We start from the raw sequence: 23,691 nt of genomic DNA, 5'->3' as shown, positions 1-23,691 counted from the left end.
TGGCGCGGTTACCGAGAAACACAGTGATTCAGGTTTTTCGCGAAACGCTTTAGCCCCCGACCACACCCGCCTCTGCAAAGGTGGCCATGCCACTGTGACAGGCCAGCGCGCCCTGCACGATAGGCAGTGCCAGCGCCGCGCCCGACCCTTCGCCCAGACGCATGCCCAGCGATAACAGCGGCGCCTTGCCCAGACGGGCCAACGCCAATTTATGCCCCGGCTCGGCGCTGACATGCCCGGCGATGCAATGATCCAGCGCGCCGGGCCGCTGCGCCTCAAGGCAGGCAGCCGCCGCCGTGCAGATGAACCCGTCAAGGATGACAGGCACGGACAAATGCCGCGCCCGCAGAATCGCGCCCGCCATCGCCGCCAATTCGCGCCCCCCCAGACACCGCAATATCTCAAGCGGCTGGCCCAGACGATCCGCATGGCGGCGCACGCCTTCGGCCACGACACGCGCCTTGATCTCCAGACCGTGCGCATCGACGCCGGTGCCCCTGCCGGTCCAGTCCTGCGCCTGCCCGCCCCAAAGGCCATGCGCGATGGCCGACGCGGAGGTGGTGTTGCCAATGCCCATTTCGCCCACGACCAGCAGATCGGTCGCAGGATCCACCGCGTACCACCCCACCTCCAGCGCAGCGAGGAATCCGGCCATATCCATCGCCGGGCCTTGGGTGAAATCATCGGTCGGGCGATCCAGATCCAGCGCATGCACATCCATGCGCGCGCCGAATTGCCGGGCCAGCTGATTCACCGCTGCGCCGCCGGCCCGAAAATTCGCCACCATCTGCGCCGTGACCTCGGGCGGAAAGGCCGACACCCCCCGCGCCGCGACGCCGTGATTGCCGGCAAAGACGATGATCCGCGGCGCAGCCACGCGCGCGCGCGCATCCCCCCGCCAACTGCAATACCAAGCTGCAATCTGCTCTAGCCTGCCTAGCGCGCCGGGGGGTTTGGTCAGCGTACCGTCGCGCTCCTGCGCAGCGGTCAGTGCGGCGGCATCGGGCGCGGGCGTACCATCCAAAAGGGCAATGATATCGGCCAATGTCTGGAATGTCTGCGCCATGGTGGACCCCGTTTGCAAATGATCTATCAGGCGGTATATCGCAAGGACTCATGCAGTCTGCATCCCCAAAAGGCCCTATCCATGCGCAAAAACGAAGCCCCCCCCCCGCAGCTTGCCGATATCCGCGCCGCCTTTGGCCTGTTGACCCGGCTGCCGGTCACCGACGCCGCGCCGCGCGGCGCGCAGGCGGGATGGGCCTATCCTCTGGCCGGGATGGCAGTGGGGCTGATCGCCGGTATCGCAGGGCTGTTCGCACATTGGTTCGGGCTGCCCGCCGCGTTGGCGGCGCTGGCCGCGCTGTCCACGCAGATTATCCTGACCGGCGCCATGCACGAGGACGGGTTGGCCGATACCGTCGACGGGCTTTGGGGCGGCTGGACCCGCCCGCAGCGGTTGGAAATCATGAAGGACAGCCATATCGGCACCTTCGGCACTCTGGCCCTGATGTTGTCACTATCAGCCCGTTGGGCGGCGCTGTGGTTGCTGTTCGAGGTGGATGGAACCTGGGCGCTGGCCGCACTCGTCGCCACTGGTGCGCTATCTCGGGCCGTCATGCCTGCGCTGATGCGGGGCCTGCCCAATGCGCGTGGCGCGGGGCTTTCGCGCGGCGTTGGCCGACCTACCTGGCGTATCGTTAGCTGGGGGGCCGGGCTGGCGACGATTGTTGCGATCGTCCTGCTGGGCTGGTCGGGCATCGGGGCGGTGATCTGCGCGCTTCTCGCGACGGTGGCCGTCGGCTGGATCGCTCAGAGCAAGATCGGCGGACAAACCGGTGACATTCTGGGCGCAGCGCAACAGATCGCCGAGATCGCCGTCCTGCTGTCAATCATCGCCTAAGCGGTACTCCATAAAAAAGGGCCGTATCCCCGCAGGATACGGCCCTTTGTTCATGTCATACTTTCAGGCGGCGCGCGAGATCAGCACATCTCCGACCTGCTTTGCGGCCTGCACTTCGTCATCACCGCTGACGGCAGCAACTTCGCGTGTCAGACGCTCCAACGCGGCCTCGTACAACTGACGCTCGGAATAGCTCTGCTCACGCTGGTCGTCTGTGCGGTGCAGATCGCGCACCACCTCGGCGATGGCGATCAGGTCGCCCGAGTTGATCTTTTGCTCGTATTCCTGCGCGCGGCGCGACCACATGGCCTTTTTCGCCTTGGCCTTGCCCTTGAGCGTCGTCATCGCCTTGGTCACGATATCGGGGCTGGAGAGCGAGCGCATGCCGATTTCGGTCGCCTTGTTGGTCGGTACGCGCAGTGTCATCTTGTCCTTTTCGAAGGAGACGACGAATAGCTCCAACTCGATCCCGGCGATCTCCTGCTTTTCGATCGAAACGATCTTGCCCACGCCATGGGCGGGATAGACGACAAAATCATTAGGGCTGAAATCAGGTTTTCTGGACTTGCTCATCTGGATTTTCCTTTCCCGGCCGGACCCGAACGCCGCGAACAACATGACCGCGCCCCGGCATGAGGCCGGTAGCAACGGATCACGAAGTCTTGGCACAGAAAAATCCATACCCGGGCGCTAGCGAGGGAAAATGGATATCGGGCATGGCATTGCATTCTTGAATACAATACCATAATTTTACCCTCTAAGGAAGGCCAACTATGCAGCCGCAGCAATGTGTGCTGCATCGCCAACGTTTTATGGGTTTTTTCCAGCGCACAGCACCGAATGAAGGCGCCTAATCTGCGCGAATCAGCAGCAGCTATGTCCGCTTAATCGCCTTCGCCCGGCGCTTCGGAAAAATACTTCTCCAGCTTATCCGTTTCGCCGTCGCGTTCCTGTGCCTCGGGCAACTCGTCTTTCTTGGTGACGATAACAGGCCACATTTCGGAATACTTGCGGTTGAATTCGACCCAGGATTCCATGTCCGGTTCGGTGTCTGGGCGGATGGCGTCGGCTGGGCATTCAGGCTCGCAGACGCCGCAATCGATGCACTCGTCCGGGTGGATGACCAGCATGTTCTCGCCCTCGTAAAAACAATCGACAGGGCATACCTCGACGCAGTCGGTGTATTTACAGGCGATGCAGTTATCGGTGACGATATAGGTCATGTCGGCCTCTTGGATGGATGCGAGTGACTTAATCCACAGCCACCGATCATTCAAGCGCCTGACCGCCATTCAGGTCCAGTTTGCGCCTGTCGCGTTTCGTGGGCCGCCCTTTTCCCTCGTATCTGGGGTTTGGCGAAACAAAGGTCTTGGTCTCCGGCTCGGGCGGGGGCGCCAAATCATCGTATAGCATCTGCGCCTCTGGCGCAGGGCCACGCCGCAGGCCGATGGCGACAATACGCACCACGCGTACCGATTGGGCCTGCGAAAAGGTCAGCACATCTCCGGGGCGCACAAACTGCGCGGCCTTGCCCGCGCGGTTCCCATTCACGCGCAGGTGCCCGCCCTTGACCACCGCCGCCGCAAGGCTGCGCGTCTTGAAAAACCGCGCCTGCCAGAGCCATTTGTCGAGGCGGATTTTTCCCGCCTCGTCAATAGCCTGTGGCGCAGTCTTCACTTGCCCTTCTTGAGCCCCATGAGGGCTGCGGCAAACGGATTGTCCGGATCGATACGGTCCTTCTTCGGGGCTGGCCCTGCGCTATGGCTTTTGGCGTTGTCCGCCTTGGGGCCGCCGCGCGGCTTGCCGCCTTGCGGTTTGCCGCGCCCCTCCTTGCCGCCTTGCGGCTTGCCCTTGGCGCGTGGCTTTTCGCGCGCTTCAGACGCCTTGCCGCGCCCCTCGGAGGCAGCGGCGCGGCGTGCGCGCCCGGCCCAGGTGAAGGTGTAGTAAACTTCGGGCTCCACCTCGGGCGCGATGGGGTCAGCGGGCGTGCCGGGGGCAACCTCGGTCTCGCCCGTCTCGGGGATGGCGGCGGACACTTCGGTGGCACCTTCAGGCGTCTCGGCGATTGGCGCGACGCCGTTCGCCTCGATCTGGTCGACCACATCGTCGACGGTCTCGGGGGCCGGCTCGATGCCCGGCACCTCATCCATGATCTTGTCGACCGGCTTGACCTTGGCCCGCTCACCGCGCTCGGCCTTGTAGCCAAGGCCGACCATCAGATCTGCGAACTGCTCCAGCGTCATGCCGGTGATCGACAGCATGTCGGCCTTGGCCTCGAACCCGGCGCGGCTGTCCTCGGTGCGCAGCATGTCGGCCAGACGCTCCAGCATGTCGATGCGAATCGCGCGGGCGCCGGCAGCGCGGTAGCCCGCCATCGTGTAATAGCCCTGTGGCATCCGCGTGGCCGGAACGGTCACCAGACCGGGGGGCGGTGCCTCGGGAAAGTCGTCCATGCCGTTCGCAAGCGCCCAAAGAACCAGACGCAGGCGCGTCGGCGCGGGCTTCAGCAGCAGCGGCATAAACACGGTAAACTGGCCGAAACGCACGCCATGCTTGCGCAGCGCGCCGCGCGCGTCCTGCTCCAGCGATTTGACCTCGTCCGCGACATCGCCGCGCGGGATGACGCCCATCGTCTCGACCATGCGAAAGCCAAAGCCGCGCGCAAGGCCTGTCAGGGTCTCGTCACGACCGATATTCAGCAGCGGCTCGAACAGCGTCGCGATCTTGCGGTCGATGAAATGTTGCAGGCGCCGCTCGACCTTTTGGATCACGTCCGCACCGGCCACGTCATCAACGAACACCTTGATGCCGGGCTTCATCGGGTCAGTACCGGGGGTCAGCTTGCCCACCGCGTCCTTGCCCCACATGAGGCCGCCCTGTTCGGTAAAGTCGATCTCGGTGTCGGGCGCATTGTAAAAGCGGTCCGCGCGCAGATTGAAATGGGGTGCAAGCGCCGACACGCTGGCCTGGCTCAGCGCCTTGGCCTCCTGCCCGCTCGCCGCCTTGTCCTGAACAAAGCGGAACCCATCCAGACGACCGACGAATTCGCCGTCGACCGTTACGTCACCAGTATCGTTAACCTCTGCCACAATGGCTTCCTTCTGCTTGAGCCGGCGCAACAGCACGGATGTGCGCCGATCCACAAATCTCTGTGTCAGCGCCCCATGCAGCGCGTCCGACAATCGGTCTTCTACAGCGCGAGTCGCTCCGCGCCAATGCGTTTCGTCATCCACCCAGCCTTTTCGCTGGGCGACATAGGTCCAGGTGCGAATAAAGGCCAGACGTTTAGACAACGTATCAATGTCGCCATCGGTTCGATCAATACGCTTGATTTGCCCGGCCAGCCAGTCATCAGGGATGCGGCCCAGCTCGTGCAGGTCGCAAAATATGGTCTCCAGAAGGCTGGCATGCTCGGCCCCGCTGATGCCGCGAAAATCGGGAACACGGCAGACATCCCACAGCAGTTTGACGGCGTTGCCATTGGTCGCGCGTGCCTTGATATCGGGCGCTTCGGCTAGGCTGCGTAGCGCGGTCAGATCATCGGCATCGCGGGCCAGCGCCAGCAAATCATTCTGCGGTTTTTGCTCAAGCGACGCGATCAGCGACGGCACCGTCCCCATCCGCAGCGCCGCGTTGCGCCACTCCAGTTTGCGAATGGGGGCGAAGCGGTGCTCCATGATGGCCTCGGCCACTTCAGGCGACAGATCCGGCGCCTCGCCGGTGACGCCGAAGGTGCCGTTGGTCATTCCCCGTCCCGCGCGCCCGGCGATCTGGGCCAGTTCATTTGGCATCAGATCGCGCATGCGGCGGCCGTCAAATTTGGTGAGCGACGAGAACGCGACGTGGTCGATATCCAGATTCAGACCCATGCCGATGGCATCGGTCGCCACCAGATAATCGACGTCGCCATTTTGATACAGATCCACCTGCGCATTGCGCGTGCGCGGGCTGAGCGCGCCCATGACAACGGCTGCGCCGCCCTTTTGGCGCCGCAGCACTTCGGCGATGGCATAGACGTTATCAACCGAAAACCCGACAATCGCGCTGCGTTCCGGCATCCGGTTTATTTTTTTCGACCCTGAATAGGTTAGCTGCGACATGCGCTGGCGGGGGATGAATTCCACCTCGGGGATCAGCGCGGCAATGGCATTGCGCATGGTCGCGGCGCCCAGAAACTGCGTCTCGCGCAGCCCGCGCATCCGCAGCAGGCGGTCGGTGAACACATGGCCCCGTTCGGGATCGGCGCAGAGCTGGATCTCGTCAATGGCGACGAAATCGGCGCCCATGCCCTCGGGCATCGCCTCGACTGTGCAGACCCAGTATTTCACGCGGGGCGGCACGATGCGTTCTTCGCCAGTGACCAGCGCCACGACGGACGGGCCGCGCGCGCGCACGATTTTGTCATAGACCTCGCGCGCCAGCAGGCGCAGCGGCAGGCCGATGACTCCGGTGCGATAGCCCAGCATCCGCTCGATCGCGTAATGCGTCTTGCCGGTGTTGGTCGGTCCCAGAACCGCAAGGATCCGTGGCTGGTCGGCCATAGGCCATGTCTCCTGTCGGTGAGGATGCGCGTCAGAGGTCGGTGCCGCTGACCTCGGCTTTCAGACGGTCCAGCGCAAGGCCTGCGTCGTCGAAATGTGGATGAATGGCAACAACACGGCCATACGCCTCGGCGGCAAGGTCCGGCAGCCCGACCTCCTCAAGCAGGGCGCCGAGGCTGTAGATCGCGGCGAAATTGCGCGGATCCAGCGCCAGACTACGGGTCAGATCGTCCATCGCCGGGCCAAGCAGCCCAGCCCGCGCATAGGCAACGGACCGCGCATGCCAGCCCTCGGCGAACTCCGGCGCGTGGTCGGTCAGCGCCCCCAAAAGCTCGATCGCCAGATCCGCGTCACCCGACGCCATCGCATCGCGCCCGCGCTTCAGCAGTAGATTCATCGAGGGCGAGCCGGAGTTGGACAAGCGCAGGCGAATATCCTCGCCCAGGCGCGCCGCCTCGGCCGGCGGGGCGGTGCGCAGCGCCTCGAACATCTCGTCCAGCCGCGCGTCCGACGCATGGGCGCCGCCGCCAAGGCAGAGCACCGCAGCACAGGCCGCAAGCAAAGGATTGAGATTGGATCGGTGAATGCCCATAACAGCCCAAGTTTAGCGCCCACTTCGGGAAAGCAAACCCCCGGACGGATCAATTTTGAAAGGCCCGCGCATGAGCGACAGGATAGATGCGGCGATCATCGCCCTTAACGCACGGCTAAATGGCGCCGCATTGGATGGCACCGCTAAATTCGTCGTGCCCGGCGAAGGCGCGATTTTGGTCGACAACAGCGGTGCGCGCGCAGGCGACGACGCGGCGGATGTCACCCTGACGGCGGATGGCGAGGTCTTCGAGGCGATTATCCAAGGTGATCTGGATCCGGCGACGGCCTTCATGTCGGGCAAGCTGGGCATTGACGGCGACATGGGATTGGCGCTGAAACTGGCCGGCGCCCTCGGCTGATGGAGGCCGCGCCGCTTTTCGGGGATATAGCCGACGGCCCGCGCGGCGGTCGCGCCATGTGGCTGACCACGCGGGACGGCGTGCGCCTGCGCATCGGTCACTGGCCATCGGATGGCGCAAAGGGGACCGTGCTGCTATTTCCGGGGCGCACTGAATTTATTGAGAAATATGGGATCTCTGCTGCCGATTTCGCGGCGCAGGGCTACGGCACGCTGGTCATCGACTGGCGCGGTCAAGGCCTTGCAGACCGTGCGTTGAACGACGCCATGTCCGGCCACGTGACTCATTTCAGCGAATACCAGGCAGACGTCGCCGCCATGCTGGAGGCCGCCGAGGCGCTGGACCTGCCCCGGCCCTGGCATCTTCTGGCCCACTCCATGGGCGGCTGCATCGGCCTGCGCGCGGCGATCGAGGGGATGCCGGTCGCCAGCTGCGCCTTTTCCGCGCCGATGTGGGGCATCGCCATGAAACCCGCTCTGCGCCCGGTGGCGTGGTCGCTCAGCTGGGCCAGCCGCCCCCTTGGGCTGGGCCGCGTTTACGCCCCCGGAACGGTGCGCGGCTGCTATCTTCTGCAGGCCCCGTTCGAGGCAAACGCCCTGACGCGCGACCGGGAAATGCACGCGCGTATGGTGTCCCAACTGCGTACCTATCCGCAGTTGGCCTTGGGTGGTCCCAGCCTGACATGGCTGTTTGCGGCGCTGCGCGAATGCAGGGCATTGGCGCGCATGGCGCCGCCAGATCTGCCATGCCTCACCTTTGTCGGCACCGACGAAGATATCGTCAGTCGCGCCCCGATTGATGCGCGCATGGCCCACTGGCCCGGGGCGCGGCTGGAAGCGGTCGAAGGAGGCCGACACGAGCTGTTGATGGACACACCTGAAACACGCCGCCATCTCACCGGCCTGCTGGCCACCTTCTGGGACCGCGCCTGACCGCCCTATTCGTCGCGCAGCACCTCCTGCCGCTGCGTGCCGAGGCCGCTGATTGTCAGTTCCATCACATCCCCCTCGCGCAGGAAACGGGGCGGCTTCATCCCCATTCCCACACCCGGCGGGGTGCCTGTGGCGATGATGTCGCCCGGATGCAGTGACATCATCTGGCTGAGATATGACACGATATGCGCGACGCTGAACACCATCGACGCGGTGTTGCCGCGCTGCGCCTTGGCACCGTTCAGATCCAACTCCAGATCCAGCGATTGCGGATCGCCCGCCTCATCCGGTGTCACCAGCCAAGGGCCGATCGGGCCGAAGCTGTCACAGCTTTTACCCTTGGTCCACTGGCCCTTGCGCTCGGTCTGGAAGTGCCGCTCGGACACGTCGTTGACGATGGTGTAACCAGCGACATACTCCAGCGCCTCGGCCTCGGTCACGTATTTCGCATGGCGCCCGATGACGACGCCCAATTCCACCTCCCAATCCGATTTCTCGGATCCTCGGGGCAGATAGACCGGATCGTTCGGCCCGGTGATCGACGATGTCGCCTTCATGAAAACAATCGGCTCGGGCGGCGGTTTCAGGCCCGCCTCGGCAGCGTGATCCGAATAGTTCAGCCCGATACCGATCAGCTTGCCCACTTGGCCCACAGGAGGGCCCAAGCGCGGCGCGCCGGTCACCTCGGGCAGGCTGCTTAGGTCGATCTGCGCAAGCGTCGACAGCGCGTCCCCCGCAATGTCAGGCAGCACGCCCGAAAGATCGCGCAAACGGCCTGCGTCATCCAGAACGCCGGGCTTCTCGGCGCCCGCCTCGCCATATCGTACAAATTTCATGCTACTCTCCCTCTCGCAATCCGCGTGCAGACTAGCCGCATTGCGCGCCCGCGCAAGAGGCTGGCCAAGTCCGGCTTGCGATCCATCCTTGACTCATCACTCCCCCAATTCACACCCTAGGGCAGCAACGGCCCCGCAAGCGATTTCCACATAGATCGGTGACGCCCAGCATCGCCCAGGGCGATATAGCCATTGATTCGATAACATATGGTGAAAATCGCCGGATCGGCCCAGATACGGGTCGGGCTGTGTGGGATACGCAGGCGGCGCGAGGCTGGTCAGAGATCTGTAGATCCGGGCCATGGCGGCTGGTCCGGCTGGGATACGAAAACCAGAAGTACGGGAGAAGTAATTCTCAAAAACATATGGTTACATAGATATCTTTACGCGATAGTTGAAGAATACGGCAAGGATATGGAACCCTTCACCATGTCGTTTTCCGGTCTGGCCGATGATGAATTCTGCAAGACCATCACTTGGGTACACCCCCGCGCGCGCGGCAAGGGGCCAATAGCCTGGACGACCTGCACCAAATACGGCGCCAATACGGCTGATCGGCCCGCCACCCTTGAGCGCGCGCCCTGCGCCGCCTATGTCTGCACCCAAAGCCATAAAGGAAACAGCCCATGATCCGCCTTCCCCAGCCTGCCTTCGATGCCAACGCCACTACCAAGGGGGGCGATCTGGGCAAGCTGCCGGACTGGGATCTAAGCGATCTCTACACCGCCCCCGATGCCCCGGAGCTGGCCCGCGACATGGATTGGCTGGAGGCCGAATGCGCCGCCTTTGCCGCCGATTACGAGGGCAAGCTGGACAGCCTTGACGCTGCCGGTCTGCTGAACTGCATCCATCGTGACGAGGCGATCAGCAACATCGCCGGGCGCATCATGTCGTTTGCGGGCCTGCGCTACCACCAGCTGACGACCGATCCCGCGCGCACCAAGTTCCTGTCAGACTGCCAGGAAAAGATTACCAACTTCACAACGCCGCTGGTGTTCTTCACGTTGGAACTGAACCGGCTGGAGGATGACCACCTGTCCAAACTGCTGAGCGAGTCCAGCGATCTGGCCCGCTACAAATCGGTTCTGGACCGTATCCGCGCGATGAAGCCCTACCAACTCTCCGACGAGATGGAGAAGTTCCTGCACGATATGGGCGTGGTCGGCGACGCGTGGGAACGGCTGTTCGATGAAACCATCGCCGGGCTCACTTTTACCGTGGACGGCGAAGATCTGGGTATCGAGGGCACACTGAACCTGCTGACCGAGCAGGACCGCAGCAAACGCGAGGCCGCCACCCGCGAACTGGCCCGCGTCTTTGGCGAAAATATCCGCATCTTCTCCCGCGTTCACAACACATCGGCCAAGGAAAAAGAGGTCATCGACCGCTGGCGCGGCATGCCCACGGCGCAGACCGGGCGACATCTGAGCAATGATGTCGAGCCCGAGGTGGTTGAGGCGCTGCGCAATGCCGTCGTCGCCGCCTACCCCAAGCTGAGCCACCGCTACTACGCGCTGAAAGCAAAATGGCTGGGGCTGGAGCGGATGCAGGTCTGGGATCGCAACGCGCCCCTGCCGATGGAGGAGACCCGCATCGTCGGCTGGGACGACGCGCGCGACACGGTGATGAACGCCTACACCGCGTTCGATCCGCGCATGGGCGAGATTGCGCAGCCGTTTTTCGATAAGGGCTGGATTGATGCGGGCGTGAAAAAAGGCAAGGCGCCCGGCGCCTTTGCCCACCCCACGGTGACGAATGTGCACCCCTACGTGATGCTGAATTACCTGGGCAAACCGCGCGACGTGATGACGCTGGCGCACGAGCTGGGGCATGGCGTGCATCAGGTGCTGGCCGCAGATCAGGGCGAATTGCTGTCATCGACCCCGCTGACGCTGGCTGAAACCGCATCCGTCTTTGGCGAAATGCTGACCTTCCGCCGGATGCTGGACGGCGCCAAGGACAAAGCCGAGCGCAAGGTGATGCTGGCCGGCAAGGTCGAGGATATGATCAACACCGTCGTGCGCCAGATCGCGTTCTACGATTTCGAATGCAAGCTGCACGAGGCCCGGCGCGGCGGCGAACAGACCCCCGATGACATCAACGCGCTGTGGATGTCGGTGCAGGCCGAATCGCTGGGGCCGGTTTTCGATTTTGCCGACGGGTACGAGACGTTCTGGGCCTACATTCCGCATTTCGTCCACTCGCCCTTCTACGTCTATGCCTACGCCTTCGGCGACGGGCTGGTGAACGCGCTTTATGCCGTCTACGAAGAACAGCCCGAGGGCTTTCAGGACAAGTATTTCGACATGCTGAAAGCGGGCGGCTCCAAGCACCATTCAGACCTGCTGAAACCCTTCGGCCTTGATGCCAGCGATCCCAAATTCTGGGACAAGGGGCTGAACATGATCTCGGGCATGATCGACGAATTGGAAGCGATGGAGGACTGACGCCGCTGCCTAGTTGAGGCGCGGCGCACAAGACGAAAAAATCCGGCGGGCGCGCCGCCGGATCCTACCTTGGAATGCTTAGAAGATCTCACGCGTCCTCCAGCATGCCCTTTTCCTGCGCCAGACTGCGCATGCGCGTCTGTAGCTTTTCAAAGGCGCGCACTTCGATCTGGCGGATGCGCTCGCGGCTGACGTCATACTGGCCGCTAAGCTCCTCCAGCGTGATAGCCTGATCGCTCAGGCGGCGCTGCGTCAGAATGTCCTTTTCGCGGTCATTCAGCACATCCATTGCCTCGGCCAGCATCTCGCGGCGGGCGGTCAGCTCGTCCAGTTCCTCGTAATCGGTGGCCTGATCGGCGTCCGTGTCCTCCAGCCAGTCCTGCCATTGCATCGTGCCTTCGCCCTCGGACCCGACTGTGGCGTTCAAGGACGCATCCCCGCCCGACATCCGCCGGTTCATCGAGATGACTTCCTTTTCTGTAACGCCCAGCTGGGTAGCGATTATCTTGACATTCTCGGGGCGCAGATCGCCCTCTTCCAACGCGCCGATCTTGTTTTTCGCCTTGCGCAGGTTGAAGAACAGCTTTTTCTGGGCAGAGGTCGTACCCATTTTGACCAGTGACCAGCTGCGCAGGATATATTCCTGAATACTCGCGCGGATCCACCACATCGCGTAGGTCGCAAGTCGAAAGCCCTTTTCGGGATCGAAGCGTTTGACAGCCTGCATCAGGCCCACGTTCGCCTCGGAAATCACCTCGGCCTGCGGTAGTCCATAGCCGCGGTAGCCCATCGCGATCTTGGCGGCGAGGCGCAGGTGCGACGTGACCATGCGGTGCGCCGCCTCGGTATCTTCCTGCTCGACCCAGCGTTTGGCCAGCATGTACTCTTCTTCTGGCTCAAGCAGCGGGAATTTGCGGATTTCCTGCATGTAGCGGTTCAGCCCGCCTTCCGGCGTCGGTGCCGGCAGATTTGCATAGTTTGCCATGGTATTGCCCCTTCGGATGCCGCAATGTTTACGGCCTTAACATCTATTTGGGCGCGTGGGCGCCCTTTTTCAATGCTTCTTGCATATGCTTGTTAAACTATCATGAACTTCCGCTGTTCCATCTGCCAGCCATGTGTCGGCAGGATCACGCGACTGTGCTATTTTCAGCCTCCGGCGTGAGCGCGGCGATCAGCCCGGCCATGTCTGCCGGCAACGGTGCCTCGAACATCATTTCCTGTGCGCTGACCGGATGCACAAAGCCCAGGCTGGCCGCATGCAACGCTTGGCGGGGGAATTGCTGCGCCATGGCAAGGCCGGCCGGCGGCAGCGCCTTGTGCGGCAGCTTGCGCTTGCCGCCATAGACCGGATCGCCGATCAGACCGTGCCCGGCATAGGCCATATGCACACGGATCTGATGGGTGCGCCCCGTCTCCAGCCAGCACTCCAGCAGCGCGCAGACGGCAGGTGCGCCGAACTGCTGAATCGCGCGGGCGCGTGTGACGGCATGGCGCCCGCCCGACCAGCCGACAGCCTGCTTTTGCCGGTCGGTGCGGTGGCGGCCCAGATGGGTGGCAATCCGCAGGATATTGCCCGGCTCGAACGTTATACCGCGCAAGCCGCGCAGGCGCGGGTCGGACGCATCCGGCACGCCGTTGCACAGCGCCAGATACCGCCGCTGCGCGCTGTGTTTTTCAAACTGCGCGGCAAGGCCATGATGCGCGGCGTCGGATTTGGCCACCACCAGCAGGCCGCTGGTGTCCTTGTCGATCCGGTGGACGATGCCGGGCCGCTTGGCGCCGCCGACGCCGGACAGATCGCCGCCGAAATGATGTAGCAAGGCGTTGACCAGCGTGCCGGTGGGTGTGCCGGGGGCAGGATGCACGACCATGCCCGCAGGCTTGTTTACCACGATCAGATCGCCGTCCTCGTGGACGATGTCCAGCGCGATATCCTCAGGCAGAATATGGCTTTCTTCGGCCTCGGGCACGGTGATGGCCACCTCGTCGCCCTCGTCCACGCGCGCCTTGCAATCGGTGACGACAGCGCCGTTGACCGCCACCTGCCCGGCCTCGATCAGACGAGCCAGCCGGGTGCGCGACAGCGCCGCGTCCTCGGGCACATCCCGCGCCAATGCCTTGTCAAGCCGTGGCGGCGGGTCCATACCGAGCCGCACAGTCAATAGGGTCGAGCCCATGGATGATGATCCCCAGATGCAGCCGGTCGATCCGGCGATGGTTAAATATCTGCGTGCGCTTGTCACGGCGCTGACAGCGACCATGATTATCGGGTTCATAATCATCGTTGCGCTGTTTGTCACCCGCTTCGCAGGCGGGGCGGATGTCACGCTGCCGGTCTCGGTCACATTGCCCGATGGCACGGTGCCTGCGGCCTTTACCCAAGGCGGCAATTGGTATGCGGTTGTGACCGCAAGCGATGACATCCTGATCTTCGACCGCGCAACGGGGCAGTTGCGCCAGACGATCCGCATCGAAAACTGATGTGAAGGGGTGGTACCACCTCCCCGGTTTGAACGGGGGACCTCTTGATCCACAATCAAGCGCTCTAACCAACTGAGCTAAGGCGGCACTGAGTGCGATTTAGCGTCGGGTGTCTGCGATTGCAACCCAAAACCGCCGATTTTCACAGCCTTCGCATCGGCGCCCGGCAGAAGCACCGGCGCGATCCGTCTTGCCATCGCATCCGGGCCGGGCTATCCAAACGCCCTGACCAGAAGGAGCGATATCATGGGCATCAACAACGAGCGCGACGTCGAGGCCAACATGCAAATCGGGCCGACCGATCAGGGCATGGTACGTATCTTCATCGAATCGCAGGGGGTCGAAATCCCGATGGATTTCTCGCCCGAAGAGGCCGAAGAGATCGCCGCCGAAATCGTGGCAGCGGCCAAAAGCGCGGCGAAAATCAGCTGATTTTCGGAGAGACCGCGTTATGATACGGGATCACGCCACCCCAGCAGGCGCCGTGCCGCATCGCGGGCGAACTTGCGGGTGACGGCGCTGCACCTTGCGCCGGGCAGGCGCGTTTCTGGCCCCATGCGCACGATTTCGGCGCCATAACCATCGGCCAGAATCAGCCCCGTCTCCTTTGGAAGGATATCAGCCGGGAAATCCGTATCGACGGCCCAGAAAAACCGGTCAGCCCAGTCCAGATAGCCCTGCCATTTGCCGTCTGACATGAAATCGGCCCGGCTCGACTTGCATTCGATGACCCACAGCTCGCCCTTGGGGCCCAGTGCCATGACATCGACGCGGCGCCCCCGCTCGGGCACGTATTCCTCAAGCGCGGCAAAATTCATTTCGGCCAGATGCCGACAGACACCGCGGGCCAGTATCTGCCCAGGATGAAGCTGTATCAGCGGTTGGCCTGTCGGTAAATTGTTTCGCATGGCGCCATCGTGAACAAAAAGAGAACGCACGCAACCCCCTTGCCGAACCGCCCGCACCACCCTACCTAGGGCAGTGGCGGGTTCTGCCCTTCTCGTGAACGGTTGCATTCCGGTGGCCTTAAGCAAATCCGAGGGAGCTGGCTCTGTCCTGACCCTGGTCAGGTTACCCGGTGCCCACCTGTAAATACAGGTCCTCGGGAATGAGATAACCAAACGGCTGCGTGCGGGCCCGCCACTTACCCATTGCGCGTTGATAATATGTGGTAGCGCCCGTTGAGGGTGCGATCAGCCGCGCTTGGGCGCGTCGGGCCGCCCTTCGGCGGTGATGCGGACCGGCGCCATCTGGCCGTTACTCCGGCTCACACGCTGGCGATGACCACCGCGCGGTTCGTCGTCGTCATCCTTCATGTTCATGACGGCAATCGCGAACTGAACCCCGGCAAAAACGATTCCATTGGCGAGCCACAGAACCAGAACGGCCAGCCACCCCTTGTCCGAGTGGGACACAAGGTGCCACAGATTGGCGATATTGAACCACAGCAGCATCCCGACAAACGCGCCTGCAATCCCGAATCCTATAGCCACATGCGTGATATAGAGGCGGATCAGTTTCGGCATCGGGGCATCTCCTGCGAATGGGATACTATCAATGTAACGCGAACATGTCTCGCCACAAGGGCGATCGGCGGGGAATGGCCCATACGGCGGTTCAACATGGCCTTGTCAGAGCAGACCCACCTGCGGCTCTAGAACGCCTCTGGCCGTGCCTCGCGCGCCATGTGATCCAAAACCGCGTTGACGAATTTCGGCTCGCGCCCATCCGGGAAAAAGCTGGTCGCGACATCGACATATTCGGTGATGATCACGCGCGGCGGCGTGTCGTTGCCGATCAGTTCAGCCCCGGCGGCACGAAATAGCGCCCGCAGCGTCGGGTCAATCCGCGCGATGGGCCATTTGGCCACCAGCGCGCGGTCGGTCATCTGATCAATCCGGCGCTGATTGTCGACCGCGCTGTCCAGAACGCCGCGAAACAGATCTTCGTCCCCCTCGATCATATCGCAATCATCATCGACCTGCGCACCAAAACGATGATCCAGGAATTCCAGATAGACCGAATTCACGCTCTGGTTGGAATGCTCCATCTGGAACAGCGCCTGAACGGCATATAGCCGCGCGGCCGAGCGCATCTTGCGTTTTTGGTTGCCGGAAATGGGTGCAGCTTGGCCTGTCATACCGTCGGTTTGTCCTTGGATGTGCCCGCGATGCGCATCTCGTCCGCGCCGGGAATGAACCCCACGCCCTTGCGCGGAGCGCCCCATTTACGGGTCAGCGCGACCAGATGCAAGGCGGCGGCGGCGGCGCCTGCCCCCTTGTTCATGCGCGCAGGATCGGCCCGCGCCTCGGCCTGATCGCGGTTCTCGACCGTCAGGATGCCGTTGCCGATGCAAACACCCTGAAGACCCAGCAGGGTGATCCCCCGGCTGGAATCGTTGCACACGGTTTCGTAATGGGTCGTTTCGCCCCGGATGACACAGCCAAGCGCGACATAGCCGTCAAAATTGCTGAGGCGTTCGGCGATGCCGATGGCAGTGGGCAGCTCCAGCGCACCGGGCACTTCGATCAGATCATAGGTGGCGCCTGTCGCCTCGATCTCGGCTGTTGCGCCGGCGATCATGTTGTCGGCAATGTCGCGGTAGAATGGCGCGACGACGATCAGCAGCTTGGCGGGCTTGTCCAACTCTGCGCGGGGCATGGTGTATTCAGTGCCTGCCATCGGATTAACCTTTGCTCAAGGGATGCGTGCCGATGATGCTGATGCCATAGGCATCAAGGCCCAGATACCGCGTTTCGGGGTTGTCCGTGACAAGGATCAGCTCGTGCAGGCCCATCGTCGACATGATCTGCGCGCCCAGGCCGGTATGCTTGATCGTGCGCGGGCCGTCCTCGTCCAGTTCCCCGGCCAGTTCGGGTCGGGGCTGGCGGAACAGGAAGATCGCGCCGCGCCCCTCATCCGCGATGATCTGCATCGCGCTGCGCAGCTTGCCCGCCGGGGCGCCGCCGATGCCCAGCACATCCTCCAGCGCGTTCAACGCGTGCGTGCGGGCCAGAACAGGCGCGCCATCAGTGATGTCGCCCTTGATCAGCACGACATGTTCGGTGCCCGACATCTGGTCGGCAAAGATGCGCATTTCCCAATCGCCGCCGATATGGGCGGTCACTGCCTCGCGGCGGACCTCGCGGACGAGGTTATCATGCTTGTGGCGATACGCGATCAGATCGCTGATCGTGCCGATCTTCAGCCGGTGGGTTTGGGCAAATTCCACCAGATCGGGCAGCCGCGCCATGGTGCCGTCGGGTTTCATGATCTCGCAAATCACGCCGGAGGGGTTCAGCCCTGCCAGCCGCGAAATATCGACAGCCGCCTCGGTGTGGCCCGCCCGCACCAGCACGCCGCCCGCGCGCGCGCGCAGGGGGAAGATGTGGCCTGGCGTCGCCAGCGCAGCCATCGTGTTCTGCTCATTGATCGCGGTGGCGACAGTCAGCGACCGGTCAGCGGCGGAAATACCCGTCGAAACCCCCTCGCGCGCCTCGATCGACACGGTAAACGGCGTCTCATGGCGCGACGAGTTATTGACCGCCATCATCGGCAGACCCAGCCGGTCGACCCGCTCGGCGGTCATCGGCAGGCAGATCAGGCCGCGGCCATGCACGGCCATGAAATTGATTGCCTCAGGTGTGGCGAATTCGGCGGCGATCACCAGATCGCCCTCGTTCTCGCGGTCCTCGTGGTCGACCAGAACGAACATCCGCCCGGCGCGCGCCTCGGCGATGATCTCTTCGGTCGGGGAGATGGCGCGGCTCAGGTCCGATTCAACCGGTCCGGGCGTGCGATAAGCTGTCGTTTCAGGCATGGGCCCCCCTTGACGTCCTTTGCCGCCCAGATAACCCGGGCCGCCGCTATTGACCAGAGCCGAGTGCCGCAGCCACGCATGCAGCAAAATCGTCGCCGCGCTGCTCGAAACTGTCATATTGATCGAAACTGGCCGCAGCCGGGGCCAGCAGCACCGTGTCGCCGGGCTGCGCATCGCCGTGGGCGCGGCGCACGGCCTCGGCCATGGTGGTGCAAATCTCGGCCCCGGCGCCCTCCAGCCCCAGCGCGAACTGCGCGGCCTCGCGGCCGATGACATAGGCCTTGGCGACATTTCCCAGCGCGGGGGCCAGCGCGGCCAGCCCGCCTTCCTTTTGTAGCCCGCCACAGATCCAGCGGATTCTGGGGAACGCCAGAAGCGCCTTCAGCGCGCTGTCGACATTCGTGGCCTTGCTATCGTTGACATAGGTGACGCCGCCCGCCTCGGCCACGATCTGACTGCGATGGGGCAGGCCCGGATAGCTGTGCATCCCCTGCTCGATCACGCGGGGCGCAAGGCCCATGGTACGGCACACCGCATAGGCCGCGCAGGCGTTTTGGTGGTTGTGTGCGCCCGGCAAGCCCTTGATGCTGCGCAGATCGATACTGCCGGCCTGCCGCCCCTTGCGGTATTCGGACAGGAACCCCTTGCGCGCGAACACCTGCCAGCCAGGGCCAGTCAGCTTTTCAGCGACGGAAATGCGGATGACGCGATCGTCCCCTGCCCCCTCGCTGAGTTGCCCGGCCAGAAACCGCCCCTCGGCCTCGTCCACGCCGATGATGGCGCGGTCCGGGCCGCCTTCGGCAAAGAGGCGCCGCTTGGCCGCGAAATACCCGCCAAGGCCGGCGTGCCGGTCCAGATGGTCGGGGCTGAGATTCGTGAAAACGGCAATATCCGGCGTCAGGGAGCGGGCCAGTTCTATTTGGTAGCTGCTAAGTTCCAGCACCACCGCGCCGCCGTCTTCGGGCGGGTCGATATCCAACACGCCGCGCCCGATATTACCGGCCAGCTGCGCATCGCGGCCTGCGTCCGTCAGAATGTGATCAATCAACGCCGACGTCGTGGATTTGCCGTTCGATCCGGTGATCGCGATCACCTTTGGCGGCTGATCGAAATCGGCCCACTCCGCCCCGGCGAAGGAGCGGAAGAACAGCCCGATATCGTTATCCACCGGCACACCCGCCGCCTGTGCGGCGGCAACGATGCGGTTGGGCTGAGGGTATAGATGCGGGATACCCGGACTGACGATCAGGCTGGCGATGCCGTGAAACGCGCCCTCGCGGGTCAGGTCGAGCGTCTCGAACCCATATGCCTCGGCCTTGGCGCGAGCCTCTGGATTATCGTCCCAACAGATCGGCTCCGCACCGCCCGCCTCAAGCGCACGCGCTGCCGACAGCCCCGAGCGGCCAAGACCCAGGATGGCGACCCGCGCGCCTTCATATCCGCGCACCGGTATCATTGCACAAAAAACCTGCTGATCGCCAAGGCAAGAAGAGAGATCAACACAACGGCGATGCCGAATGATATAAGATAGGCATTTGATTTTTCTGCATTCTGACCACGGCCGAAGTACTTCGACGCCAACGGAGTAAGGCTCGCGGAACTGATTGCAACGCCCAACAGTGACAACGCTCCAACCCCGTCATTCGCCATCGCGCCGACTGCCAGAATAATTCCGGCAAGACCCACCAAGCCCTGAAACCCGTCCTCAACGCGTTCGGGAAAGGGTGCGAAAAGCAGCTTCTTCATCTTATCCATCACCGCACCTTCAGCGTCGCCAGCCCGATCATCGCCAGAATCAGTGCCACGATCCAGAAGCGGATGACGATCTGCGGCTCCGACCAGCCCTTTTTCTCATAGTGGTGATGGATCGGTGCCATCAGGAACACGCGTTTGCCCGTGCGTTTGAAATAGAGCACCTGAATGATGACGCTCAGCGCCTCGACCACGAACAGCCCGCCGACGATGGCCAGCACGACCTCGTGCTTGGTCGCAACGGCGATGGCGCCCAGCGCACCGCCAAGGGCCAGCGATCCGGTGTCGCCCATGAACACGGCGGCAGGGGGCGCGTTATACCATAGAAACCCAAGGCCGCCGCCAACGAGGCCCGCGACGAAAATCAGGATCTCGCCGGTGCCGTCGACATAGTGGACATCCAGGTAGGTGGTGAAGTCTACCCGTCCGACGACATAGGCGATCACGCCCAGCGCCGAAGCCGCAATCATCACAGGCATGATCGCCAGCCCGTCCAGACCGTCCGTCAGGTTCACCGCATTCGCGGCGCCCACGATCACGATCATCGCGAAGGGGATGAAGAAAAAGCCCAGGTTAATCAGCGTGTTCTTGAACACTGGCAGCGCCAGTTGATATTGCAACGCCTCCGGGTGATAGGCGGACGCCCAATAGGCGGCGACGAGCGCGATCAAAAAACCCAGCGCCAGACGCAGTTTGCCCGGCACGCCGTCATGGTGCTGTTTGGACACCTTGGCATAGTCGTCGGCAAATCCGATCAGGCCGAACCCGATAGTGACAAACAGCACGATCCAGATGAACGGATTGTCCAGCCGCGCCCATAGCAACGTCGACGTCAGCAGCGCGCCAACGATCAAAAGGCCGCCCATCGTGGGCGTGCCGGCCTTGACGAAATGCCCCTCGGGGCCATCCGTGCGAATGGGCTGCCCCTTGCCCTGCCGTTTGCGCAGGACGTTGATCAGTGGCGGGCCAAAAAGGAAGCCAAAAATCAGCGCGGTCAGGAACGCACCGCCGGTACGAAAAGTGATATATCGGAAAAGGTTGAAGAAATCGCCACCATCGGACAAGGCGGTGAGCCAGTAGAACATTCAATCATCCCTTTCCTGAGGGCGGCTTTTCCGCCCCGACCTGCGCAAGCTGTCGACGATCTTGCTGACTTTGCTGCCCTTCGATCCCTTGACCAAAAGCACATCGCCCGCGTCTATCACGCCATGCACCCGAAGCACCAGATCATCCGCGCCCTCGAACCACTGGCCGCGCTGTGCGCGCGGCAGCGCCTCCCACAGGGCGCGCATGCGGGGGCCGACGCAGTGCACGCTGGTCAGTGCCGCGATATGCGGCAGGTCCGCCAGCGCGCGGTGCATTTCGACCTCATCTGCGCCGAGTTCCAGCATGTCGCCCAGAATGGCGATGCGCCGCCCCTTGGCAATACACCCGACACCATCACGCGGGGTACTGGCGGCCAGAACCTCCAGCGCGGCGGCCATCGAGGTGGGATTGGCGTTGAATGCGTCGTCGATCAGGTCCAGCGTGCAATCCTCATCGGCGCTGTCCAGATCGATCACCTCGCGGGTGCCGCGCCCGGCGGGCGGCCGCCAGCGGGCAAGGTCCGGCGCGGCCAGCCCGGCATCGCCGCCCAGCGCATCGACGGCGGCCAGCACGGCAAGGCCGTTCATCGCGAAATGACGCCCCGCACTGAGGATCTTGAACACCGCCGGATCTCCGGCAATCGTGGCGCGTACCACCGTGCAATCGTTATTCAGCTGCACGCCGTCCAGCCGGTAGGCGTCGCCGCCCGCGCCGAAGGTAACGATACGCGCGCCCGCTGCGCGGGCCGCGTCCAGCAGAATAAAGGTCGTGTCCAGATCCGCGTTGACGATCGCGGCGCCGCCCGGTTCAAGCCCTTCAAAGATCGCCGCTTTTTCGCGGGCGATGCCTGCCAGATCGTCGAATGCCTCCAGATGGGCGGCGGCCACTGTCGTGATCATCGCCACATGCGGGCGCGCCATGCGGCTGAGTGGCGCGATTTCGCCGGGGTGGTTCATGCCAATTTCGACGATAGCGAATTCAGTGTCTTGCGCCATGCGCGCCAGCGTCAGCGGCACGCCCCAATGGTTGTTATAGCTGGCCTCGGCGGCGTGGGTGCGGCCTTGTCGCGCCAGAACCTCGCGCAGCATTTCCTTGGTCGATGTCTTGCCCACCGAGCCGGTGACGGCGACCACGCGCGCGTTTGTGCGGGCGCGCCCGGCACGGCCCAACGTCTCCAGCGCGGCCAGAACGTCGGGCACGATCAGCAGCGGTGCATCCGCGGCCACGCCATCGGGTACATGACTGACCAGCGCCGCCGCCGCGCCCTTGGCCAGCGCCCCGGCGACAAAATCATGGCCGTCCCGCTCGGCCTTAAGGGCGACGAACAGATCGCCCGGCTGGATCGTGCGCGTGTCGATCGACACCCCATTGGCCTGCCACGCGCCTTGCGCCGTTCCACCCGTTGCGGCGGCGGCGTCGGCGGCGGTCCACAGGCTCATGCGCCTTCCCCTGCCTCGGCAGAGTCCAGCGCCATCACGGTGACGCTGGCCTGCTCGGCATCGTCGAAGGGCAACACATCGGTGCCGACGGTCTGCCCCGTCTCGTGCCCCTTGCCGAGGATCAGCAGTGCATCGCCTGACCCCAGCGCATCGACGCCGCGCAATATGGCCTCGGCCCGGTCGCCCACGTTCGCCGCATCCGGGCAGCCGCCCATGACGGCGGCGCGGATGGTGGCGGGGTCTTCGCCGCGCGGGTTATCGTCGGTCACGATCACCAGATCGGCATGTTCGGCAGCAGCCTGCCCCATCAGGGGCCGCTTGCCCGGATCGCGGTCGCCGCCCGCGCCGATGATGGCGATCAGGCGACCCATGACATGCGGGCGCAGCGCCTGAATGGCAGTCGCGACCGCGTCCGGCGTGTGGGCGAAATCAACGAACACCGCCGCGCCACTGCGCCGCGTTGCCGCCAGCTCCATCCGGCCGCGCACAGTGCGCATTTCCGGCAAGGTCTGGAAAACCCGCGCCGCATCCGCCCCGGCGCCAATGGCAAGCCCCGCCGCCAGCAGTAGGTTTTCGCCCTGAAAGCCGCCGATCAGCGGCAGATCAACCTGCTGTGGATCACCCATCCATTCAAAACGCAGGCTTTGCCCGATGGGATTGAACCGCTGGCCCAGCAGGCGCAGATGCGCGCCGACAGACCGGCCCACACGCAGCACGTCCTGCCCGCGTGCCTCGGCCAGATCGGCCATGTCGGCGCCGCGCGGATCGTCCATGTTGATGACAGCGACGCCGCCCTCGGGCAGCACGCGGGTGAACAGCCCCGCCTTGGCGTCAAAATACGCCTCGAACGTATGGTGATAGTCCAGATGGTCCTGGCTGAAATTGGTAAACGCCGCCGCGATCAGTTGCACCCCGTCAAGGCGGCGCTGCTCCAGCCCGTGGCTGGACGCCTCCATCGCCGCATGGGTGACACCGGCCTCTGACGCCTCGGCCAGGACGCGGTGCAGGGTGATGGGGTCAGGCGTGGTATGGGCCAGCGGCGCGGCATAGCTACCTTCGACGCCGGTGGTGCCGACATTGATCGCCTCCAGCCCCAGCGCCTGCCAGATCTGGCGGGTAAAACTGGCAACGGACGTCTTGCCGTTGGTTCCGGTCACGGCAACCATCACCTCGGGCTGCTGACCAAACCACAGCGCGGAAGCAAAGGCGAGCGCGGCGCGCGGATCTTCGGTCACGACCAGCGCGGCGTCTGATCCGGCCAGCACGTCGGCGGCAATGCGCGCGCCCTCAGTATCCGTCAGAATGGCGGTCGCGCCCATACGCAGCGCATATTGGATAAAGTCCGCCCCATGCGCGCGGCTGCCGGGCAGCGCGGCAAAGAGCGTGCCCTCCACCACCTTGCGGCTATCAACGGCAAGGCCCGTAATACGCGCCTGCGCGCCGCCCTTGGCCGCAAGGCCCAGATCCGCCAGTGTTCTTGCCTGCCCCGCCGCCATGG

The 23,691-nt window shown here is 63.6% G+C and carries 26 protein-coding genes and 1 tRNA gene; 7 read left to right on the top strand and 20 right to left on the bottom strand.

All coding sequences use genetic code 11. The annotated features are described in order from the left end of the window. Window positions 1-49: 49 nt before the first annotated feature. Complete coding sequence (cobT, locus tag FGD77_RS12685) at window positions 50-1,066, bottom strand: nicotinate-nucleotide--dimethylbenzimidazole phosphoribosyltransferase (protein ID WP_255010178.1); 1,017 nt, start codon at window positions 1,064-1,066, stop codon at window positions 50-52. Between the two features lie 81 nt (window positions 1,067-1,147). Here cobT and cobS point away from each other — a divergent pair, with 81 nt between their 5' ends. Further along, window positions 1,148-1,903: an adenosylcobinamide-GDP ribazoletransferase gene (gene cobS / locus FGD77_RS12680; protein ID WP_255010177.1), complete on the top strand. Its 756-nt coding sequence runs from the start codon at window positions 1,148-1,150 to the stop codon at window positions 1,901-1,903. A gap of 63 nt (window positions 1,904-1,966) precedes the next feature. Here the strand turns inward: cobS and FGD77_RS12675 are convergent, their stop codons facing one another. From FGD77_RS12675 to FGD77_RS12655, 5 genes are all read right to left on the bottom strand, one after another. Further along, window positions 1,967-2,476, bottom strand: a complete 510-nt coding sequence (locus FGD77_RS12675; RefSeq protein WP_255010175.1) for a CarD family transcriptional regulator — start codon at window positions 2,474-2,476, stop codon at window positions 1,967-1,969. Window positions 2,477-2,787: 311 nt separating this feature from the next. After that, complete coding sequence (gene fdxA / locus FGD77_RS12670; RefSeq protein WP_255010173.1) at window positions 2,788-3,126, bottom strand: ferredoxin FdxA; 339 nt, start codon at window positions 3,124-3,126, stop codon at window positions 2,788-2,790. A gap of 46 nt (window positions 3,127-3,172) precedes the next feature. Next, complete coding sequence (locus FGD77_RS12665; RefSeq protein WP_255014204.1) at window positions 3,173-3,559, bottom strand: RNA-binding S4 domain-containing protein; 387 nt, start codon at window positions 3,557-3,559, stop codon at window positions 3,173-3,175. 17 nt (window positions 3,560-3,576) lie between these two features. Then, window positions 3,577-6,444 (bottom strand): helicase-related protein, encoded by a 2,868-nt coding sequence (locus FGD77_RS12660; protein WP_255010171.1) that lies wholly within the window; start codon window positions 6,442-6,444, stop codon window positions 3,577-3,579. A 31-nt stretch (window positions 6,445-6,475) separates the two neighbouring features. Then, window positions 6,476-7,036, bottom strand: coding sequence for a hypothetical protein (locus FGD77_RS12655; protein ID WP_255010168.1), 561 nt, complete (start codon window positions 7,034-7,036; stop codon window positions 6,476-6,478). Between the two features lie 70 nt (window positions 7,037-7,106). Between FGD77_RS12655 and FGD77_RS12650 the strand changes: the two genes are divergently transcribed. Next, a complete protein-coding gene (locus FGD77_RS12650) occupies window positions 7,107-7,397 on the top strand; it encodes an SCP2 sterol-binding domain-containing protein (protein ID WP_255010166.1) in 291 nt (96 codons plus the stop codon). Then, window positions 7,397-8,329: an alpha/beta fold hydrolase gene (locus FGD77_RS12645; protein WP_255010163.1), complete on the top strand. Its 933-nt coding sequence runs from the start codon at window positions 7,397-7,399 to the stop codon at window positions 8,327-8,329. The genes FGD77_RS12650 and FGD77_RS12645 overlap by 1 nt, the downstream gene beginning before the upstream one ends. Before the next feature lie 5 nt (window positions 8,330-8,334). Here FGD77_RS12645 and FGD77_RS12640 read toward each other — a convergent pair whose 3' ends face one another. Further along, on the bottom strand, window positions 8,335-9,165 hold the full coding sequence (locus FGD77_RS12640; RefSeq protein ID WP_255010162.1) for a fumarylacetoacetate hydrolase family protein: 831 nt from the start codon (window positions 9,163-9,165) through the stop codon (window positions 8,335-8,337). Window positions 9,166-9,579: 414 nt separating this feature from the next. Here FGD77_RS12640 and FGD77_RS12635 point away from each other — a divergent pair, with 414 nt between their 5' ends. Together FGD77_RS12635 and FGD77_RS12630 are read left to right on the top strand one after the other, a co-directional pair. Beyond that, entirely contained in the window at window positions 9,580-9,795 is a 216-nt protein-coding gene (locus FGD77_RS12635) for a hypothetical protein (RefSeq protein ID WP_255010159.1), read from the top strand. Beyond that, window positions 9,792-11,612, top strand: coding sequence for a M3 family oligoendopeptidase (locus FGD77_RS12630; protein WP_255010157.1), 1,821 nt, complete (start codon window positions 9,792-9,794; stop codon window positions 11,610-11,612). The genes FGD77_RS12635 and FGD77_RS12630 overlap by 4 nt, the downstream gene beginning before the upstream one ends. A gap of 88 nt (window positions 11,613-11,700) precedes the next feature. Here FGD77_RS12630 and rpoH read toward each other — a convergent pair whose 3' ends face one another. Both rpoH and FGD77_RS12620 read right to left on the bottom strand, forming a co-directional pair. Further along, entirely contained in the window at window positions 11,701-12,597 is an 897-nt protein-coding gene (gene rpoH, locus FGD77_RS12625; protein ID WP_255010155.1) for an RNA polymerase sigma factor RpoH, read from the bottom strand. A gap of 145 nt (window positions 12,598-12,742) precedes the next feature. Further along, complete coding sequence (locus tag FGD77_RS12620; RefSeq protein WP_255010152.1) at window positions 12,743-13,792, bottom strand: RluA family pseudouridine synthase; 1,050 nt, start codon at window positions 13,790-13,792, stop codon at window positions 12,743-12,745. Here FGD77_RS12620 and FGD77_RS12615 point away from each other — a divergent pair. Next, window positions 13,791-14,096, top strand: a complete 306-nt coding sequence (locus FGD77_RS12615; RefSeq protein ID WP_255010150.1) for a DUF6476 family protein — start codon at window positions 13,791-13,793, stop codon at window positions 14,094-14,096. The genes FGD77_RS12620 and FGD77_RS12615 overlap by 2 nt on opposite strands. A 10-nt stretch (window positions 14,097-14,106) precedes the next feature. Here the strand turns inward: FGD77_RS12615 and FGD77_RS12610 are convergent. Further along, window positions 14,107-14,183 (bottom strand) — tRNA-His (locus FGD77_RS12610). 159 nt (window positions 14,184-14,342) lie between these two features. On the opposite strand from FGD77_RS12610, the gene FGD77_RS12605 reads away from it, so the two are divergent. After that, on the top strand, window positions 14,343-14,528 hold the full coding sequence (locus tag FGD77_RS12605) for a DUF6324 family protein (RefSeq protein ID WP_255010148.1): 186 nt from the start codon (window positions 14,343-14,345) through the stop codon (window positions 14,526-14,528). 17 nt (window positions 14,529-14,545) lie between these two features. Here the strand turns inward: FGD77_RS12605 and FGD77_RS12600 are convergent, their stop codons facing one another. The 10 genes from FGD77_RS12600 to FGD77_RS12555 form a co-directional block, all read right to left on the bottom strand. Further along, a complete protein-coding gene (locus FGD77_RS12600) occupies window positions 14,546-15,004 on the bottom strand; it encodes an MmcB family DNA repair protein (RefSeq protein WP_255010145.1) in 459 nt (152 codons plus the stop codon). Window positions 15,005-15,289: 285 nt separating this feature from the next. Next, the gene (locus FGD77_RS12595) at window positions 15,290-15,622 is read right to left on the bottom strand and encodes a hypothetical protein (protein ID WP_255010143.1); all 333 of its coding nucleotides are present in this window, start codon (window positions 15,620-15,622) and stop codon (window positions 15,290-15,292) included. Between the two features lie 128 nt (window positions 15,623-15,750). Further along, entirely contained in the window at window positions 15,751-16,236 is a 486-nt protein-coding gene (gene nusB, locus FGD77_RS12590; RefSeq protein WP_255010140.1) for a transcription antitermination factor NusB, read from the bottom strand. Continuing rightward, window positions 16,233-16,778 (bottom strand): 6,7-dimethyl-8-ribityllumazine synthase, encoded by a 546-nt coding sequence (locus FGD77_RS12585; protein ID WP_255010137.1) that lies wholly within the window; start codon window positions 16,776-16,778, stop codon window positions 16,233-16,235. Before FGD77_RS12585 ends, nusB begins: the two co-directional genes overlap by 4 nt. Before the next feature lie 4 nt (window positions 16,779-16,782). Then, entirely contained in the window at window positions 16,783-17,916 is a 1,134-nt protein-coding gene (gene ribB, locus FGD77_RS12580; protein WP_255010134.1) for a 3,4-dihydroxy-2-butanone-4-phosphate synthase, read from the bottom strand. Window positions 17,917-17,962: 46 nt separating this feature from the next. Beyond that, the gene (murD, locus tag FGD77_RS12575; protein WP_255010133.1) at window positions 17,963-19,372 is read right to left on the bottom strand and encodes a UDP-N-acetylmuramoyl-L-alanine--D-glutamate ligase; all 1,410 of its coding nucleotides are present in this window, start codon (window positions 19,370-19,372) and stop codon (window positions 17,963-17,965) included. Then, on the bottom strand, window positions 19,369-19,671 hold the full coding sequence (locus tag FGD77_RS12570) for a hypothetical protein (protein WP_255010130.1): 303 nt from the start codon (window positions 19,669-19,671) through the stop codon (window positions 19,369-19,371). Before FGD77_RS12570 ends, murD begins: the two co-directional genes overlap by 4 nt. Next, complete coding sequence (mraY, locus tag FGD77_RS12565) at window positions 19,671-20,753, bottom strand: phospho-N-acetylmuramoyl-pentapeptide-transferase (RefSeq protein WP_255010127.1); 1,083 nt, start codon at window positions 20,751-20,753, stop codon at window positions 19,671-19,673. Before mraY ends, FGD77_RS12570 begins: the two co-directional genes overlap by 1 nt. Next, window positions 20,754-22,193, bottom strand: coding sequence for a UDP-N-acetylmuramoyl-tripeptide--D-alanyl-D-alanine ligase (gene murF, locus FGD77_RS12560; RefSeq protein WP_255010124.1), 1,440 nt, complete (start codon window positions 22,191-22,193; stop codon window positions 20,754-20,756). Continuing rightward, window positions 22,190-23,689, bottom strand: coding sequence for a UDP-N-acetylmuramoyl-L-alanyl-D-glutamate--2,6-diaminopimelate ligase (locus tag FGD77_RS12555; RefSeq protein WP_255014202.1), 1,500 nt, complete (start codon window positions 23,687-23,689; stop codon window positions 22,190-22,192). The genes murF and FGD77_RS12555 overlap by 4 nt, the downstream gene beginning before the upstream one ends. Window positions 23,690-23,691 lie beyond the last annotated feature (2 nt).

Origin of the sequence: Roseovarius sp. M141, from assembly GCF_024355225.1 — a bacterium.
Classification (GTDB): domain Bacteria; phylum Pseudomonadota; class Alphaproteobacteria; order Rhodobacterales; family Rhodobacteraceae; genus Roseovarius.
Note: the sequence above shows the minus strand (reverse complement) of the source record. Positions and strands in the feature narration are given on the sequence as shown.